This window comes from Dichelobacter nodosus, assembly GCF_001263335.1.
GTDB classification, from domain to species: domain Bacteria; phylum Pseudomonadota; class Gammaproteobacteria; order Cardiobacteriales; family Cardiobacteriaceae; genus Dichelobacter; species Dichelobacter nodosus.
Genome location: NZ_LGVW01000012.1, coordinates 131,361 through 148,738, shown reverse-complemented (window position 1 = coordinate 148,738; position 17,378 = coordinate 131,361). Strand labels below are relative to the sequence as shown.

The 17,378-nt window shown below is 45.3% G+C and carries 14 protein-coding genes; 6 read left to right on the top strand and 8 right to left on the bottom strand.

Going from position 1 to position 17,378, the window contains the following annotated elements; genetic code table 11:
* Positions 1 to 2 precede the first annotated feature (2 nt).
* From cydB to AKG33_RS02575, 3 genes are all read left to right on the top strand, one after another.
* The gene (gene cydB / locus AKG33_RS02580; protein WP_011927850.1) at positions 3 to 1,154 is read left to right on the top strand and encodes a cytochrome d ubiquinol oxidase subunit II; all 1,152 of its coding nucleotides are present in this window, start codon (positions 3 to 5) and stop codon (positions 1,152 to 1,154) included.
* Between the two features lie 12 nt (positions 1,155 to 1,166).
* Entirely contained in the window at positions 1,167 to 1,304 is a 138-nt protein-coding gene (locus tag AKG33_RS07150; protein ID WP_011927849.1) for a cytochrome bd oxidase small subunit, CydX/CbdX family, read from the top strand.
* 69 nt (positions 1,305 to 1,373) lie between these two features.
* Positions 1,374 to 2,630: a tetratricopeptide repeat-containing glycosyltransferase gene (locus tag AKG33_RS02575; protein WP_152907706.1), complete on the top strand. Its 1,257-nt coding sequence runs from the start codon at positions 1,374 to 1,376 to the stop codon at positions 2,628 to 2,630.
* Here AKG33_RS02575 and AKG33_RS02570 read toward each other — a convergent pair whose 3' ends face one another.
* Both AKG33_RS02570 and hldE read right to left on the bottom strand, forming a co-directional pair.
* Positions 2,631 to 3,773: an FAD-dependent oxidoreductase gene (locus AKG33_RS02570; protein ID WP_011927847.1), complete on the bottom strand. Its 1,143-nt coding sequence runs from the start codon at positions 3,771 to 3,773 to the stop codon at positions 2,631 to 2,633.
* A gap of 31 nt (positions 3,774 to 3,804) precedes the next feature.
* Entirely contained in the window at positions 3,805 to 5,241 is a 1,437-nt protein-coding gene (gene hldE / locus AKG33_RS02565; RefSeq protein WP_050707890.1) for a bifunctional D-glycero-beta-D-manno-heptose-7-phosphate kinase/D-glycero-beta-D-manno-heptose 1-phosphate adenylyltransferase HldE, read from the bottom strand.
* A 46-nt stretch (positions 5,242 to 5,287) separates the two neighbouring features.
* On the opposite strand from hldE, the gene msbA reads away from it, so the two are divergent.
* Entirely contained in the window at positions 5,288 to 7,027 is a 1,740-nt protein-coding gene (gene msbA / locus AKG33_RS02560; protein ID WP_050707889.1) for a lipid A export permease/ATP-binding protein MsbA, read from the top strand.
* Between the two features lie 11 nt (positions 7,028 to 7,038).
* Positions 7,039 to 10,260 carry a type I-F CRISPR-associated helicase Cas3f gene (gene cas3f / locus AKG33_RS02555; protein ID WP_321163737.1) on the top strand — a complete coding sequence of 1,074 codons (3,222 nt, stop codon included), beginning with the start codon at positions 7,039 to 7,041 and terminating at the stop codon, positions 10,258 to 10,260.
* 38 nt (positions 10,261 to 10,298) lie between these two features.
* On the opposite strand, the gene gap is transcribed toward cas3f, so the two are convergent.
* The 6 genes from gap to hemN all read right to left on the bottom strand — a co-directional run bounded on the left by gap (position 10,299) and on the right by hemN (position 16,378).
* Positions 10,299 to 11,303, bottom strand: coding sequence for a type I glyceraldehyde-3-phosphate dehydrogenase (gene gap, locus AKG33_RS02550; RefSeq protein ID WP_011927844.1), 1,005 nt, complete (start codon positions 11,301 to 11,303; stop codon positions 10,299 to 10,301).
* A 119-nt stretch (positions 11,304 to 11,422) separates the two neighbouring features.
* On the bottom strand, positions 11,423 to 11,977 hold the full coding sequence (locus AKG33_RS02545; protein WP_011927843.1) for an NADPH-dependent FMN reductase: 555 nt from the start codon (positions 11,975 to 11,977) through the stop codon (positions 11,423 to 11,425).
* 82 nt (positions 11,978 to 12,059) lie between these two features.
* Positions 12,060 to 12,731 (bottom strand): thiamine diphosphokinase, encoded by a 672-nt coding sequence (locus AKG33_RS02540; protein ID WP_011927842.1) that lies wholly within the window; start codon positions 12,729 to 12,731, stop codon positions 12,060 to 12,062.
* Positions 12,732 to 12,741: 10 nt separating this feature from the next.
* Positions 12,742 to 13,449 carry a class I SAM-dependent methyltransferase gene (locus tag AKG33_RS02535; protein ID WP_050707887.1) on the bottom strand — a complete coding sequence of 236 codons (708 nt, stop codon included), beginning with the start codon at positions 13,447 to 13,449 and terminating at the stop codon, positions 12,742 to 12,744.
* The gene (gene purF / locus AKG33_RS02530; RefSeq protein WP_011927840.1) at positions 13,442 to 14,959 is read right to left on the bottom strand and encodes an amidophosphoribosyltransferase; all 1,518 of its coding nucleotides are present in this window, start codon (positions 14,957 to 14,959) and stop codon (positions 13,442 to 13,444) included. The genes AKG33_RS02535 and purF overlap by 8 nt, the downstream gene beginning before the upstream one ends.
* A gap of 42 nt (positions 14,960 to 15,001) precedes the next feature.
* Positions 15,002 to 16,378 (bottom strand): oxygen-independent coproporphyrinogen III oxidase, encoded by a 1,377-nt coding sequence (gene hemN / locus AKG33_RS02525; RefSeq protein WP_050707886.1) that lies wholly within the window; start codon positions 16,376 to 16,378, stop codon positions 15,002 to 15,004.
* 280 nt (positions 16,379 to 16,658) lie between these two features.
* Here hemN and AKG33_RS02520 point away from each other — a divergent pair, with 280 nt between their 5' ends.
* Positions 16,659 to 17,270 carry a glutathione S-transferase family protein gene (locus tag AKG33_RS02520; protein WP_011927838.1) on the top strand — a complete coding sequence of 204 codons (612 nt, stop codon included), beginning with the start codon at positions 16,659 to 16,661 and terminating at the stop codon, positions 17,268 to 17,270.
* Positions 17,271 to 17,378 lie beyond the last annotated feature (108 nt).

The following is a 17,378-nucleotide window of genomic DNA, read 5'->3' as shown; positions in this document are numbered from 1 at the left end:
ACATGGATATTATCAACCTCTTAGATTACGCCACCCTTAAATTTATTTGGTGGATTTTGATTGGTTTTCTCCTCATCGGTTTTGCCATTATGGACGGGCACGATATGGGCGTTTGCGCGCTGCTTCCTTTCGTTGCGAAAACTGATGCCGAGCGCCGCGTGGTTATTAATTCCATCGGCGCTCATTGGGAAGGCAACCAAACGTGGTTAATTACGGGCGCCGGCGCTATTTTTGCGGCGTGGCCCATGGTTTATGCCACCGTATTTTCTGGATTTTATTGGGCGATGTTAGCCGTTTTGTGGGCGATGTTTTTGCGCCCCGTCGGCTTTAAATACCGCAGTTTAATTGCCAATCCAACGTGGCGAAAAACTTGGGATTGGGGTTTATTTGTGGGTTCATTTGTGCCGGCATTATTGTTTGGCGTTGCGTTGGGCAACGTTTTGCAAGGCGTTCCCTTCCATTTTGATCAAGATATGCGCGCGTTTTATACCGGTTCATTTTGGGGATTATTAAATCCTTTTGCCTTATTAGCTGGCGGCGTTTCCGCAGCGATGTGTATTTTTCACGGCGGCATTTATTTAATGCACCGCACGCAAGGCAACATTTATGAAAGAACGCGCAAAATTTTATATTTTGCTTTGTTAGTCACGCTGATTTTATTCAGCCTCGGCGGCATTTGGTTATGCTTTATGGACGGCTACCGCGTTATCGGCGGTCTCGATCCGGCAACTTTTGCCACACCGCTGGTTAAAGAAGTGGGACGGGAAAGCGGATTTTGGCTACACAATTTCCAAAAATATCCGCTAACAATTTTGCTGCCGGTTTTAGCTTATTTAGGTTTTATCAGCGCGTGGTTTTACGTGCGTAAAAATAAAACGTTATTGGCTTTTGTGTGCTCGTCATTAGGTATTTTGGGCATTATTGCGACTTACGGCACAGCGATGTTTCCGTTTGTGTTGCCAAGTAGCAGTCATTTATCTTCAAGTTTAACGATTTGGGACGCAGCCTCGAGCCAACGCACTTTAGCCGTTATGTTTTACGCCACCTTGGTTTTAATGCCAATTGTGCTGGCTTATACTTCGTGGGCGTTTCGTATTATGCGCGGCAAAGTAACTGCCGAATATATTCAAGAAAACGAGCACAGCGCTTATTAAAAGGAGCATTAAATGTGGTATTTAACGTGGCTTGTGGGATTGGGTTTTGCCGTTTTATTTGCGATTTTAGTTGCGTTGTGGGGCGAATTTGCCCAAAAAAGAACGGAAAATTTTGCGCCGAAATTGCCTGAAAAAGAAGACGCTGTTTAAAAAAACGCCAAAGGCATTCGTTTCGAATGCCTTTTTTGCATGATAAAAAACAGTAAAAGAGGAGAAAAAATGGCAACAAAACGATCCAAATCAAATCAAATCAAATCAAATCATGGTAAAGAAAAAAAGACTTTGTGTTTAGTAATGATTGTGCGCAATGAAGCCAAAATTATTGAACGCTGTTTAAATCGGGTAAAAGATCATATTGATTATTGGGTTATCGTTGACACCGGTTCTGACGATGAAACGATGGATCTCATTCGAAAAACGCTGGCAGCGGTTCCCGGTGAACTGCATCAACGCCCGTGGGTGAATTTCGGCGTCAATCGTTCGGAAAGTTTAGCGTTGGCAAAAGGCAAAGCGGATTATTTATTATTGTGCGACGCCGACGAACAAATTATTTTTTCGCCGGAATTCGATGCGAGCACATTGGATAAAGATGGATATATGTTGTCTTATCAAGGCGCCAATGATTATGCCGTCACTTATCTGATCCGCGGCGATTTAAATTGGCGCTTTGTTGGCGTAACGCATGAATATATCACCTGCGATAAAGCCTACAGCCGAGAAAAAATCAACACGATTTCTATTCTCGATTTAAAAGACGGCGGTTTTAAAGCGGATAAATTTGAACGCGATATCCGTTTGTTAACGCAGGGATTAATCGACGAACCCGACAATGCCCGTTATCAATTTTATTTAGCCAATTCCTACCGCGATATTCAAAATTATGAAAAAGCTGCCGAATGGTATCAAAAACGCATTGCCAGCGGCGGTTGGAAAGAAGAAGTCACCGTGGCTTATGAAAATTTAGGCGCCGCCTACGAAAGCCTCAAACAAAGCGCCCTCGCTTTGCATGCTTGGCTTAAAGGCTACGATTACAATCCCAAACGGTTGGAATGTTTATATCGCGCCGTGCGTTTATTGCGCATTGAAAATAATCCCCGCTTGGCTTACCACTTAGCCATGTTAGGCAAAAAGATCCCTTATCCTAAAAACGATCTTTTATTTATCAAACGCCTGAATTACGAATTAGATATTTATTACGAAATCTCGATTTGCGCCTATTACGTGCAAGATTTTAAATCCAGCTACGAATGCTGCCGCACCGTTTTATGCCACCCGCACGCGCAACATTATTTTGATTCCACCGTCCGCAATCTCACTTTAGTGCGCTCGTACGCCGCGGAAGACAGTTTGGAAAATATTGCCAAATTAGTCAGCTTTTTTGAGCAATATCTCGCCAAAAATCCCGAAAACGAATACGCAAAAGACAACCTCTCTTTTTTGCGGACATTGAAACATCATCACTTAGAAAACTGGTGATCACTGCTGCCATAAAAACGGCGCAATACGCAGCGTATGCGGCGGTAATTCGTTGATAACAACGCGATCAACTGCCGCGCGCTGCTGGATTTTTTCCAAAACCCAATCCGCCACCAAAGGTGCAAAAGCGAGTTTTGTTGCCCAAACCGTCAATCCCTGCGCATTTTCTGTTAAAACCGGCAAATCAGGACGATGACCACCGCTCAATCCTTCCGCCCGCATCACGCGAACGCAACGAAACTGCCGCGTATCATCTAACCACGCCGCCGGCAACCACGGTACGCATTCCAAAACAACCTGCCGCACGGCATCAATGTGTTCTTCCTGCGTTTTTAAAACCCCTTCTTCCGCCGGCTGTCCGCCCAACCAATACACTTTTCCCAAATCCGGAACAAGCGCATCATAAGGGTGCGTGGTAACGGTGATTCTTGGCTTATCACTCATACCCAAACAGTGCCCATAAATATTCGGCGCATGTTGCGGCACACGCAACGCCACCATATGAAGTGGTCTTAATTGTTGCGCGGCGCCACTTGCCGCCTCATTACCCGCGCCCGCACAATAAACCACTTCATCAGCATCAATGCTTAATGTAACTTCCGGCGTTTGAATACGAAATTGTTTGCCGGTGCGCTGCCAAACGGCATCAGTATAAATACAATCGCCGTATTGACGCTCAAATGCACGCAATACAGAAAAAATATCAAAAACGGGCTCCTGCAGACCGTAACACACGCCAGAAAAATCCGACGGTAAAAAATCGGGATAATCCGCCGGTGTAAGTTTTTGCATCCGTGAACGCATCAGTTTTCCGGCAAAAAAAGCCGTGAGATTATCGCCGAGCGCGCCCATCGTCCACAAATATTGCTGCGGCGATAATAACGTTGTTTCTGCTAAATGCGGCTCTTCAGCATTTTTCCGCAATGCTTGCCAACGCGCTGGCATATGCGCAATTGCTTGTGCGGCGCCTGTTAATAATCCATTCAATGCATATTTAACGCCACCATGAATAATACCTTGACTGGCTAAAGTCTGACCGCCGCCTAATCCATTTTGTTCCAATAAAACAACGGGATAACCTGATTTTTTCAAACGCGCTAACGTAAATAAACCCGCAATACCACCGCCAATAATAACAATCATCTCAAACTCCTTTTAAACGTGGAAAACGGCTTTAATCTTTTTCGTGATGCGAAAGAAATTGTTGCAACGTTTTTGTGGTGGAAAAACCATCTACATAACTTAAAACGCGCACGCTGCCGCCGTGTTCACGCACCCACTGCGCACCCGGAATATCATCAACGCGATTATCGCCGCCTTTCACTAAAATATCGGGATTAATCGCGGCAATTAAATCCGCCGGCGTATCTTCGGCAAAAGAAATCACCCAATCGACGCTATGCAACGCCGCTAAAACCGCCGCCCGACTGGCAAGCGTATTAGCCGGACGATCGGCGCCTTTTAAACGTTTAACCGATTCATCGGTATTAATCGCCACGATCAAACAATCGCCCAACGCTTTGGCTTCTTCTAAATAACGCACGTGACCAGCATGCAAAATATCAAAACAGCCGTTCGTCATCACCACGGTTTTGCCTTGTTTTTTCAAATAATGCAGTTGCTCTTGCAATTGAGATAAATCAACCAAACCGCGCGCTTTTGCAGCGCGAGGCGCCAAAGCGTGATGTAATTCTGTGGGCGTTAGCGTTGCCGTACCCAATTTTCCCACCACAACCGACGCCGCCGCATTAGCAAAAATCATTGCTGATTCACAATCGTAACCGCTCGCCAGTGCGCACGCTAAAGTAGCAATCACGGTATCGCCCGCGCCGGTTACGTCAAACACTTCCCGCGCTTGTGCCGGCAAATGATAATGTTGCTGCGCCGTGACATACGTCATACCTTTTTCGCTTTGCGTGATTAAAAACGCGGAAATCCCCGCATCAATTAAACACGCGCGCGCTTTAGCGATCATCGTTTTCTCATCGGCAAAATGCCCGACAACCGCCGTTAATTCCGCAACATTGGGCGTAACGATATCGGCGCCGCGGTAACGCTGAAAATCCGTACCTTTAGGATCAACTAAAACCCATTTTCCTGCCGCTTTTGCTTGAGCAATCAATGTGCTGACATTATGCAAACTGCCTTTGCCGTAATCCGAAAAAATCACTAAATCATGCTCTGGCAACGCGCGATTAAAAGGCGCCGCCATTAAATGCGCGCATTCCGCATAACGATTACTTTCAAAATCCAAACGAATCAATTGCTGATGTTGCGATAAAACGCGCAATTTAGTAATCGTTGGCAGCGCACAAACGCTTAACGCATCGCCGATCGCGTGCTCACGCATAATTTGGCGCAAAACGGCGCCGGCATCATCATCGCCGATCAAACCGCATAAATACACCTGACCGCCTAACGCCGCGATATTCATCGCTACGTTTGCGGCGCCACCTGCCGTTGCCGTTTGTTGTTCGATATTGACCACGGGAACGGGCGCCTCGGGCGAAATGCGTTGCGCTAAACCGCTCCAATTGCGGTCAAGCATAGTATCGCCGACGACTAAAATCCGCGCGCGCTCGAAAATAGGGAGATTGCTGAATTGTGTCATATTTACGTTAAAATGAATTCATATAAAAATGTGATTTAGTTTACTCATGCTCAACAAAGAAGACAAAATTCGTTATCTGCGCTTATTAGGCTATTTGCGACCGCACTGGAAAATGGGCGTTGCCGCTGCCGTGGGCACGATGATTTACGGCGCTTCGGAATTAATTATTCCCAGCGCGCTGCAGCCGATGATCGACGGCGGTTTTGCACAAGGCAATATGCAGATTATTTATACAACTATTGCGGTATTAATTGCGGGATTTTTCGTGCGCGGTATGGCGAATTTAAGCTCAGCATATACCACCACTTGGATTGCGCAACGCGTGGTTTATACGTTGCGTGTGGAAATGTTTGCCAAATTATTGCGTTTGCCGATGCCGTATTTTGATCATTATTCACACGGCAGCATTTTGTCGCGTTTTAGTTACGACGTAACGCAACTGATGTCAGCGGTCACCGATTCATTAATTACTTTGTGCCGCGATACGATTACCATCATCGCGCTATTGGCATATTTGTTTTATCTCGATTGGCAGATGACGCTCATCGTGATGATCGCGGTACCTTTTGTGGCGTTTATCATCATTTATATTGCCAAACAACTGCGCGCGCTCGCCCGCAGTTTGCAGGAAGATATGGGCGGCATGAATCATATCGTTGATGAAGTGGTGCGTGGACGGGAAATCATTCGAATGTACGATGGATTCCAGCATGAAAATCAACGTTTTATTCGGGAAACGCATGCCATCGAAGTGCACGCTTTGCGTTCTAAAAAAGTTGCGGCTTTGATTTCGCCGATTTTGGAAATGATTATTGTGCTGGCGCTGTCGGCAGTGATTTTATTGGCGGCGTACAGCGCACAAAATCACCCCGAACAAATGACGATTGGTAAATTTGTTGCTTTTTTAGGCGCGATGGCAATGCTTTTTCAGCCCACCAAACGCTTAGGCAAAGTTTTTGAACCGATTCAACGCGGTTTAGCCGCCGCGCAAAGTATTTTTGAATTTTTGGATTTACCCAATGAAGAATCTTTGCCCGCCGCGGAACATTCCCTTGAAGGAAAAACAATTGAATTTCGTAATATTCGTTTTGCGTACGGCGAACAAACCGTGCTCGAAGATTTCAATCTTTGCATTGCCGCTGGAGAAACGGTGGCATTAGTAGGCGCATCGGGCAGCGGTAAATCAACTATTGCCGCTTTGCTCGCGGGTTTTTATCCGCTGCAACACGGCGCCATTTATATCGACGGCATCAATGTGGAAACGCTTTCTTTAGCGCAACGCCGGCGCGTGATGGCGTACGTAACGCAGGAAACCGTGTTATTTAGCAGCAGCATTGCCGAAAATATTGCGTACGCTGATTCTGACGCACCGCGCGAACGCATTATTGCAGCAGCAACCGCAGCTTATGCTGATGATTTTATTCGTCAATTACCGGAAAATTATGATAGCGATATCGGTCAACAAGGCGGACGACTTTCTGGCGGACAAAAACAGCGGATTGCCATCGCGCGGGCGTTATACAAAAACGCGCCGATTTTAATTTTAGACGAGGCAACGTCAGCGCTTGATCAAAATAGTGAAGCCAAAGTACAGCAGGCAATCGAGGCGTTGCAACATAAACGCACGGCGTTAATTATCGCGCATCGTTTAACCACTATTCGCCACGCCGATCGGATCGTGGTGTTGCACGCGGGAAAAATTATTGAAAGCGGTCATCATGATGCTTTATTGGCGCAACACGGCGTTTATGCACACATGTGGCAGCAAACGCGCGGCAGTCAATGATGTTTTAATCAATCAGTTGTCATCGTTTGCGGCGGCAGAAATTAGAATTGATGTGGACAGTGGGCAATAAAAAAGAGTTTACGGAAGAGGGAGTGATAGCAGTGAATCGGACAAAATGCGCTCAATTACCTGATGATCATCAACATCATTGGCAATCGCTAAACGCGCTGGCGATCGTCAGCCATCTTGCTGCTTTATTGCACGATATCGGAAAATCTACCGATGGTTTTCAAGAAAAATTACAACAAAAAACCACCGCCGCCGATCCGTATCGTCATGAATGGATTTCTTTAAAATTATGGATATGGTTGTGTCAAAAATGCACGACAGATGCCGAAGTTTTTCAACGTTTACAAAATATTGAATCCTTTTTGAAGGAACAATTATCCGAAGCGCCGCTTTGGTGCATCGCGCCCAATGAATTGGATCGAGGCGCTGTTGATAGTTTGCCGCCGATTTGTCAATGGATTGCGTGGTTGATTGTGACGCATCATCGTCTACCGCCACTGGAAAAGTATTTTTTTGATGCAAAAACGAAAGCGAGAAAATTAAAAATTGATCATTCGGATTTTAAACTTTCTTTACCAAATTATTATAAAAAACACTTAAATGCATTAGATAAATGGGTGAAAAATCAATCAAAATTATCAGCGGCGGAAAAAAAGAAATTTTATCAAACTCATGAGATTAAGTTTTATCAAACTCATGAGCTCGTGTTATGCAGTCCCATTTGGCAAAAAGAGATCAAACGTTATGCGCAAAAAGCCGAATGTGATCCTTTTTTGCAAACATTAAGCGCGCAAAATCAAGTAATTGCCGATCCTTTTTTATTGATGCTCTCGCGCATGATCGTCATGGTTGCCGATCATCATTATTCCAGCGAAGAAATCAGCGAAAAGGGACGCGATTGGGGAAAACAGCTTGCCGCCAATACGCACCCCAAACATCACGAAAAAATCAATCAATATCTCGATGAACATTTAATTGGCGTGGCAAAATCTGCCGCAGAATTTTGCCGACAATTGCCATTATTACATCATGATTTACCGCATCTCAAAGATCACGATTTTTTAGTTAAAGATACGGCGGAAACGGCTTTTATTTGGCAAAACAATGCCTTTAAAATGGCGGAACAATGCAGTAAAGAAAGCGAAACCAATGGTTTTTTTGGCATTAATATGGCATCAACCGGCAGCGGCAAAACCATCGCCAACGCCCGTATTATGTATGCTTTATCGGCGCGCGAAAAAGGCGCCCGCATCACAATTGCTTTGGGTTTACGGGTGTTAACGTTGCAAACGGGATTGAGTTTTCGCCGCAATTTAGATTTAAACGATCAAGAATTAGCGGTTTTAGTCGGCGGTTCAGCGCAAAAACAATTATTTGAATACACATCGCAAACGACCGCGGAAAAAGAAAACCTCAATCATAAAACGCCAAACGGCAGCGAATCAGCCGAATCTTGGTTTAATGAATATATTGATGCTGACGACAGCATTTTAGACGAATTGCCCAACAGCATTATCAAAGAACGTTCAGCGCAGCAATTGCTGGGCGCGCCGATTGTGGTTTGCACCATTGATCATTTAACGCCGGCTTCCGAAACGCCCCGCGGCGGCAAATATATTGCGCCGCTGCTGCGTTTATTAAGTAGCGATTTAATTTTGGATGAACCCGATGATTTCGATCAAAACGATTTGCCGGCATTATCGCGTTTGGTGCATTTAGCGGGATTATTGGGCACGCGCGTGTTGTTGTCTTCCGCAACATTGCCGCCAGACATGGTTTTTGGATTATTTACCGCTTATCACGCCGGACGCAAAATTTATAACGCGCAATTTGGCTATCCTCAACCCGAAATTCAATGCGCTTGGTTTGATGAACAGCATATTCAAACCAATGCTTGCGCGGATTTGGCGGCTTTTTCCGAAAAACATCAGCAATTTATTAAAAAACGCTGCGCTTTTTTAAACGAGCAACCGCCGCGCCGAAAAGGGGAAATCGTGGCAATCAATGCGCAATACGATCGCGAAGAACCTCAAGATTTTTATCAGCAAATTGCGCGACAATTATTACTTTTATCGCAAAAATATCATCAGCGTCATCACGTGAATGTGGAGCGCCATCAAATCAGTATTGGTTTGATTCGTATGGCAAATATTCAACCATTAATGGCAATCGCGCAGGCAATGCATCAAATCGATTCTTTAGAAAACGCGGAAGACTGTGTTTTTCATTTATGTTGCTATCATTCGCAGCAAGTTTTGGCGTTAAGAAACCGTTTGGAAACGCGGCTCGATGCTTTATTAACGCGCCATAATGCCACGCCGGAAACCTTTGCAAAAAATCCCGATATTGCCGCCGCTCTCAAAAAATTTCCCCAAAAAACGCATCATATTTTTATCGTACTTGCGACCGCGGTCGCCGAGGTGGGACGCGATCACGATTACGATTGGGCGCTGGTGGAGCCGAGTTCGATGCGTTCGATCATTCAATTGGCGGGACGCGTTTGGCGGCATCGTCCTTCCTTAATTGCCGATGAAGCCAATATTGGCATTTGGCAAAATAATATCCGTGCGCTGATCGATGCAAATGAAGATGCAAAAAAAATCGCTTTTACGTGTCCAGGTTTTGAAAGCAAAGATTATCATTTGGAAACTCATGATATGAATGAATTAATCGATAAGGCGGTTTTAAATAAAATTGACGCAGTCCGCCGTATTCATAAAGCAGAAGAGTTAGACCCGGAGAATTCTTTGCCTGATTTAGAGCATCGGGTGATGAAAGATTTAATGAATTGCGATAAACCTAACGTGGTTAATGCTTATTTTAGAAATGAACAAACTGCCAACCGCAGCCACGTGCATTTAAGCGTTTTAACGCCATTTCGCGACGGACGCGCTCAGGATATTTATATCGTAAAACCTGATGGTGATGATTTTGATATTTATATGCAAAAAAGCGTTGAACTGTACGGTTTTCAAAACGACAACACCAACAATTACACGATTACGCCTCAACGCATTGAAACGCCAGAAAATGCTGTGGTAACAGTTTGGTTGGAAAGCCGATTGGAAACAGTATTGAAAGAAATTCAGGAAAAAGTTTGCCCTGATTCTGATTGGCATGAAGTGGTGCAACGTTTTGCAACGGTAACGTTAGCAAGCGCACCTCGTCCCGGTGAATCCTTTGGTTATTATTTCGATGAACGCTTTGGTTTTTGGAAAAAATAAGCGTTTTTCCCCAAAGCGTTCACTTTAAAAATCCGCTTTTAAACTAATGAGCCGAAATATCGAGCAGTGCGGATATATTGATTGGTATAAGACATTTCGTTGTCATACCACGCCACAGTTTTTACCAATTGCGTTTCGCCGCTACCAAAAACGCGCGTTTGCGTGGCATCGAATAATGAACCTTCACTCATGCCGATAATATCGGTGGAAACGAGTTCCTCTTCGGTATAACCAAAGGATTCATTAACTGCCGCTTTCATCGCCGCGTTCACATCAGCAATGCTTACTTCTTTTTCTAAAAGGCACACTAATTCCGTCAACGATCCTGTTGCCACGGGCACGCGTTGCGCGGAACCGTCTAATTTGCCGTTTAATTCTGGAATGACCAAACCAATGGCTTTCGCAGCGCCGGTGCTGTTGGGCACGATATTCATCGCAGCAGCGCGCGCACGGCGTTTATCATTTTTACGATGTGAAGAATCGAGCGTATTTTGATCGCCAGTGTAGGCGTGGATTGTCGTCATCAAACCGCGCACAATGCCAAAACGTTCATGCAATACTTTCGCCATCGGCGCCAAACAGTTTGTTGTGCACGATGCGGCAGAAATAATCGTATCATCAGCGCGCAAAATATCGTGGTTAACGTTAAACACAACGGTTTTCACATCATTACCCGCCGGCGCCGAAATGATCACTTTTTTAGCGCCCGCCGCAAGATGCGCGCTGGCTTTTTCTTTAGAAGTAAACGCGCCCGTACAATCCAAAACAATATCAATGCCCAATTCGCCCCAAGGATAATTTTTGGCATCAGAAATTGCTAATAATTTCACGGTTTTACCGTTGACTACTAAATTGCCGTCAACAACTTTTGCTTCCCCCGTAAAACGTCCTTGCATCGTGTCATATTTAAATAAATGCAATAACATATCCGGCGGATTTAAATCATTAATCGCCACCACTTCTAAATCATCGTGTTGCAAAGCTTGCCGCAAAGACAAACGACCAATCCGACCAAATCCGTTAATTGCCAATTTAATTGTCATCATTTTTCCTTCATTAAAAGTCCTGCCGCGCATTGTAGGGCAAAATAGCGCAACTGTGAACGGATCCCACCGACAATAAAAAAACACTTCCGAAGAAGTGTTTTCAAGCTGTGACGCGATTATTGAAACCGCGCGACAAAACCCGCGTATCCGTCAATAAAATTGTGTAACAACGTTTTAACAGGCACGCTGATCACCTCGCCCGAAGCATCAAAAACGCCGTGCGTGATGCTAGAAATGCACACATTTTGCGGATAAGTCGGCATTGAAAGCGAACCGCGCGCCGCAATTGCCCGCAATTGATCGGCAACGCATGCGCCGCCGCTCATGCCGGCGCCTAACGTAATAATGCCTAACGGTTTTCCCAACCATTGGCTTTGTCCTGTAGGACGCGTTACCACATCAATGGCGTTTTTTAACATCGCCGTCATCGCGCCGTTATGTTCAGGACTCACCCACAAAACTCCCGCCGCTGCTTGAACCGCCGCACGCACGCGTTCATAAGCCGCCGGCGGATTTGCATCTAAATCCCGATCGTAGAGCGGCAAATCGCCAATTTCGACAATTTGCAACTTCAGCGTTGCTGGTGCAATTTTTTGTAAATAACGAACGACTAATCGGCTGTAAGACGTTTGGCTACTGCTGCCGATAAAAACCGCAATCGTTTGACTCATAACAGAGCTCCTCAAAAATGATGAGGCAAGATTATAAATTATTTATAAAAATAATGTCTTTCCGTTCGGTTAAATTAATAATTTAACGCTTTAATGCACGATGAAAACTGCCGTCCAACGCGGTCAACGTTCTAGGTAAAAATAAAAAACCATAACCACTTTCCCAGCTGACGCTTGCCGTATCAGCGGCAACTTCATTTCTCGCCGTGCGCACGGAATAAGGCGGAACGCTTTCCTCTAATGGTAAATGCCAACGCAAACCCGATAAACGAATCCCCGATAACGTATGCAACGCAAATAAACTGACTTTTGCCCCAATCGGCGCCGAAAAATGACACTGCAATTGATAACCAGCCACGAGCACCGCGGTTTCCAACCACATAATCACCGGCACCGAACAACGCGGCAAAACCCATAAATTAGCAAATGCATGATCGGCTTCTTTGCCGCCGGCGCCAATAATTTGCAGCGGCGCGTTGGGATAATGTTGCGCGCAATATTTCAGCGCGATTTCAAAATCGGTAAAATCAGTAAAATCTCTTGCGCTAGGTTGAATTACTTTAGTGGTGGGCGTTTCCACGGGCGGCGTTTTCGTGCTGTCAAAATCGCCCAAACAAATATCAGCCGTGCGGTGCAAATGCGTTAAATGCTGCAAACCGCCGTCCACCGCAATGATGCAATCTTCTTGCGCCGGCGGAAATAACGGTGCGGCAAATTCGCCAGAAAGCGATAACCAGACATGCTTATGATTCATGCGAACTCCATCAGTGCAAATAAATATCAAAACGCGTATTCGGCGCGTCAATACAATAGCGCGGCACTTGATTGCCTAAAGGAGGCGCCGTGTGCGGACGTTTAACCACCACACGCGCGCACCGCGTTCGCACCGTTTGCAAAAGTAATAAATTTTCGGCGGTGTCGCCGGCTTCGTCGTCCAGCAAAATATGCAAAATCGCCATTTCTTTTTTCACTTTGGCACTTTTTTGCCGCGGCGGATACATTGGATCCAAATAAATGGCATCAAATTGCGTTGATGTCGTGCGTAAATACTGGCAACTGTCTTGATAAACGAGCGTTAATTGCGCGGCAGTCGCCGCCGTTTCTGGTGTATTTTTTGCCAATTCAATGGCTTGTGCCAATAACGTATACAAATACGCCTGACGTTCACACAAAGTCACCTGAAAACCACGACACGCTAATAACCAACTATCGCGTCCCCAGCCGGCGGTGGCATCAAAAATGCGTTTACCGTTCATATTTTTAAACGCTTTCGGCAAATATTCTTTGCCGCCGCGGCGATAAAGCGTATCCGTAAAATCAATATGAATCGGTTTTTTATCGGTGCAACATAACGCCCAGCGCTGTTCATGTTTTGCCAAATAAAAGCCCTGCGGCGCGTGCTCTAGAATGTGGCAGGGCACGTGCTCCGGAAAATAAGGCGGACGTTCTTTGAGCGCAAAATAATCAGTCATGAGCGTGAAGCAAATCCAGCGGACGAGGATTGATGGGCGTAATCCGTGCGCGGGCTTGATCATCGCGTTGCTGCACTAATTGGCGCAAATAGGCATCGTCAATGTCGCCGGTGACATAACAACCATTAAAAACAGAACAATCAAATTCCTGCGGCGCTGATGAATCCGTTATCACCGCGGCTAATAAATCGGGCAAAGTTTGATAAATCACTTTATCGGCACCGATTAATGCCGCCACTTCATCGGTATCACGTTGATAAGCAATGAGTTCTTCATGCGTCGGCATATCAATGCCGTATACATTCGGAAAACGAACCGCCGGCGCGGCGCTCGCAAAATAGACTTTTTTCGCCCCCGATTCCCGCGCTAATTGAATGATTTGCTCGCTGGTGGTGCCGCGGACGATAGAATCGTCTACCAATAACACGTTTTTATCGCGAAACTCCAAAGGCAACGGGCTCAATTTTTGCCGCACGGAACGTTCTCGTTGCGCTTGTTCGGGCATGATGAAAGTGCGCCCGATATAGCGGTTTTTCATAAAGCCTTCGCGAAATTCAACGCCTAAATGTTTCGCCAGCGCTAATGCTGCGGGGCGACTGGTATCCGGAATGGGAATAACGGCGTCAATATCGTGATCTGCCCATTCTTTTTGAATTTGTTGCGCGAGTTTTTCGCCCATGCGCAAACGCGCTTTATAAACGTTAATGCCGTCGATGGTGGAATCGGAGCGCGCGAAATAAACGTATTCAAAAATACACGGAACCCGTTTGGCGTGTTCGGCACAAATTTCGCTGAAAAAGCGACCGTCTTCCGTGATGATAATGGCTTCTGCCGGCGCCAAATCGCGCACAATGCGAAAGCCCTGCGCTTCTAATGCCACGCTTTCGGAAGCAACCATATATTCTTTACGACCTTGCGCATCTAAACGTTCGCCGTAAATTAAAGGACGAATGGCATAAGGATCGCGAAAAGCAATTAATCCATAACCGCTGATCATGGCAACAACGGCATAAGCGCCTTTAACGCGTTGATGCGTGCGGCGAATAGCTTGGAAAATATGATCAGAAGTCAGCGCTGTAGAACGCGTTTGGCTTAATTCGTGGGCAAAAATATTGAGCAATACTTCCGAATCCGAGCAAGTATTGATGTGGCGGAAATGCGTTTCTTGCACTTCTTTCATCAGCGTTACGGCGTTGGTTAAATTGCCGTTATGCGCTAAAACGATGCCGTACGGCGAATTAACGTAAAGCGGTTGCGCTTCGGCGGAGCTGGAGGTGCCGGCGGTGGGATAACGCACGTGCGCAATGCCCATTGTGCCGTATAAACGTTGCATATCTTCTTGCTTGAAAACATTGGCAACTAATCCATTGTTTTTGTGCATAAAAAAACGACCGTGCACGCTGGTAACGATGCCGGCGGCATCTTGACCGCGGTGCTGAAGCATAATTAATGCATCATATAACGCTTGATTAACGGGGCTGCAAGCGACAATTCCCACAATGCCACACATAAATTCTCCTTAAAAAATAGATAACTACAGCTAAATGCGCGTTTAAATCACTTGCGAAAAACGATGCGGATTTTGCGGCGATAAATAGCGGTCAAAAACCATAGCAATATTACGAATAAACAAACGACCGACCGGCAAAACGATTAAAGTTTCTGTCGTCAGTTCAATTAATGCGTCGTCCGCAAATGTCGTTAACTGTTGCCATTCGGGCGCGAAATATTTTTGCGCATCTCGCTGATAATGGATACTTAATTGTGCTAAATCCAGCCGCAAATTGCACATAATTTGCATAATGGCATCGCGGCGCATGCGATCGTCAAGCGTGAGCATAATCCCGCGCATGACGGGCAAACGTTGCTCATCAAGCGCTTGGTAATAGTTTTGACGGGATTTTTCATGCTGACTGTAGCAATGATGCACTTGCGAAATGGCGCTGATGCCAAAACCGAGTAAATCGCATTGGGAAAAAGTGGAATAACCTTGAAAGTTGCGATACAAAGTGCCGTTTTTTTGATGCGTAACGAGCGTATCTTCGGGTTTGGCAAAATGATCCAAGCCGATAAATTCATAACCCGCGCCGGTTAATTGATTAATCGTGGTTTCTAAAATGGCTAGTTTGCTGTGACTGTCGGGCAAATCGTCGGCATTAATTTGTTTTTGCGCGCCGAATAAAGTTGGCATATGCGCATAGTTATAAACGGCTAAACGATCCGGATTTAAACGCACAACATCTTCAAGCGTTTTTGCAAAACGCGCCGGCGTTTGCAGCGGTAATCCATAAATTAAATCAACGGAAAGCGATTGATAAGCCAAAGCGCGCGCTTCATTCATCAATTGCGCAATTTCTTCGAGCGGCTGCACACGGTTCACCACTTTTTGCACGGCTTCCTGCGTATCTTGAATACCAAAACTCAAGCGATTAAAACCCAATTGCCGCAAATGCGCTAAATAGGCTTTATCAACCGTGCGCGGATCAATTTCAATGGATAATTCGCTTTCTTCCGCGGAAGCAAAAGTAAAATGATCGTATAAAAATGCCATTAAATCAGATTGTTGTTCGGGCGTGAGAAATGTGGGCGTGCCGCCGCCTAAATGCAGTTGCACAACTTTTCGTGAAGCATCAATGTGCGCGCTTTGCCGTTCGATATCGCGGCGCAAATAATCCAAATATGCGGCGGCGTGTTCGCGTTTTTGTGTAATGATTTTATTGCAGGCGCAGTAGTAGCAAACGTGTGTGCAAAAAGGGATATGAATATAAAGCGATAAATCTTTTTTATGCTGATTACTTTCTTGCAGCTGCGCAAGATAATCTTGTTCACCAAAATGTTCATGAAATTGCACGGCGGTGGGATATGAAGTGTAACGCGGACCCGTCATGCGGTATTTTTCAATCAAAGCCGCATCAAAATAATGAGTCATAATTCTCCTTTTTGGCGCTGCATTAAAAATATAAAGGCGTGCAAATTATCATAAAACACAAGTAATGCACGATTTTTTCACGGTTTACGGTTTTATGCGGTAACCACAAAGCGCCAAACGCAAAAAATAGCAGCATTGATATTTTATTTTTTTCATAAATCAAACGAATTGCTGACAAAAAATAAAAGAACGCGTATTTTGTCGTATGAAATGAATCACAAAACGTGATGATTTTGCGCGAAATTCATCGGCGCAGATTTTCCATAATCAGGAGTTATTGATGTTGAAATTATATTATTTAGCGGGCGCGTGCTCATTGGTGCCGCACGTGGCTTTGGAGTGGACTAAAGCGCCTTATGAAGCAGAGGTGATGACGCACGCAAAATTAAAATCGCCAGCATATTTGGCATTAAATCCACAAGGTGCCGTACCGTTATTGCAAGATGGCGATTGGGTTTTGGCGCAAAATAGCGCGATTTTGCATTATTTAGATGCACTTTATCCGCAGGCGCATTTATTTGGCAGCGGCGATATTAAAAGTCAGGCGAAAGCGCGGCAATGGCTGGCGTTTGCCAATACTGATGTTCATAAAGTTTTTAGCATGTTATTTCACCCCGCGGCAATTGCCGCCGAACACGATGCGCAAACGGAAGTGCGCGCGCGGGCAACGGAAAAAGCATTATCACTTTTGGAGCCCGTTAACCGTGTATTGAGTGAACAACCTTATTTAACGGGAGAATTGACGATTGCTGATGTGTATTTTTACGTTATTTTGCGTTGGGCACGGGCATTAAAATTGGATACCGCGGCTTTTTCGGCGCTCGCTGATTTTTATCAACGCGTGGAAGACGATGCCGGTGTGAAAAATGTTTTACGGCAAGAAGGTTTATAAACTTTTTTGCGCACAAAACCGCCTGCGGGCGGTTTTTTTATTGTGTTTTGCGCTGTTTTTAATGGTTTTTTAGAAAAAAGCTTATTTTTACTTAGTGCAACGGAAATT

Coding starts and splice junctions, on each gene's coding strand:
- AKG33_RS02545 (WP_011927843.1), bottom strand. CDS start 11,977: ATGAGTCAAACGATTGCGGTTTTTATCGGCAGCAGTAGCCAAACGTCT.
- AKG33_RS07150 (WP_011927849.1), top strand. CDS start 1,167: ATGTGGTATTTAACGTGGCTTGTGGGATTGGGTTTTGCCGTTTTATTT.
- AKG33_RS02535 (WP_050707887.1), bottom strand. CDS start 13,449: ATGACTGATTATTTTGCGCTCAAAGAACGTCCGCCTTATTTTCCGGAG.
- AKG33_RS02575 (WP_152907706.1), top strand. CDS start 1,374: ATGGCAACAAAACGATCCAAATCAAATCAAATCAAATCAAATCATGGT.
- msbA (WP_050707889.1), top strand. CDS start 5,288: ATGCTCAACAAAGAAGACAAAATTCGTTATCTGCGCTTATTAGGCTAT.
- hldE (WP_050707890.1), bottom strand. CDS start 5,241: ATGACACAATTCAGCAATCTCCCTATTTTCGAGCGCGCGCGGATTTTA.
- purF (WP_011927840.1), bottom strand. CDS start 14,959: ATGTGTGGCATTGTGGGAATTGTCGCTTGCAGCCCCGTTAATCAAGCG.
- gap (WP_011927844.1), bottom strand. CDS start 11,303: ATGACAATTAAATTGGCAATTAACGGATTTGGTCGGATTGGTCGTTTG.
- hemN (WP_050707886.1), bottom strand. CDS start 16,378: ATGACTCATTATTTTGATGCGGCTTTGATTGAAAAATACCGCATGACG.
- AKG33_RS02540 (WP_011927842.1), bottom strand. CDS start 12,731: ATGAATCATAAGCATGTCTGGTTATCGCTTTCTGGCGAATTTGCCGCA.
- AKG33_RS02520 (WP_011927838.1), top strand. CDS start 16,659: ATGTTGAAATTATATTATTTAGCGGGCGCGTGCTCATTGGTGCCGCAC.
- AKG33_RS02570 (WP_011927847.1), bottom strand. CDS start 3,773: ATGATTGTTATTATTGGCGGTGGTATTGCGGGTTTATTTACGTTAGCG.
- cydB (WP_011927850.1), top strand. CDS start 3: ATGGATATTATCAACCTCTTAGATTACGCCACCCTTAAATTTATTTGG.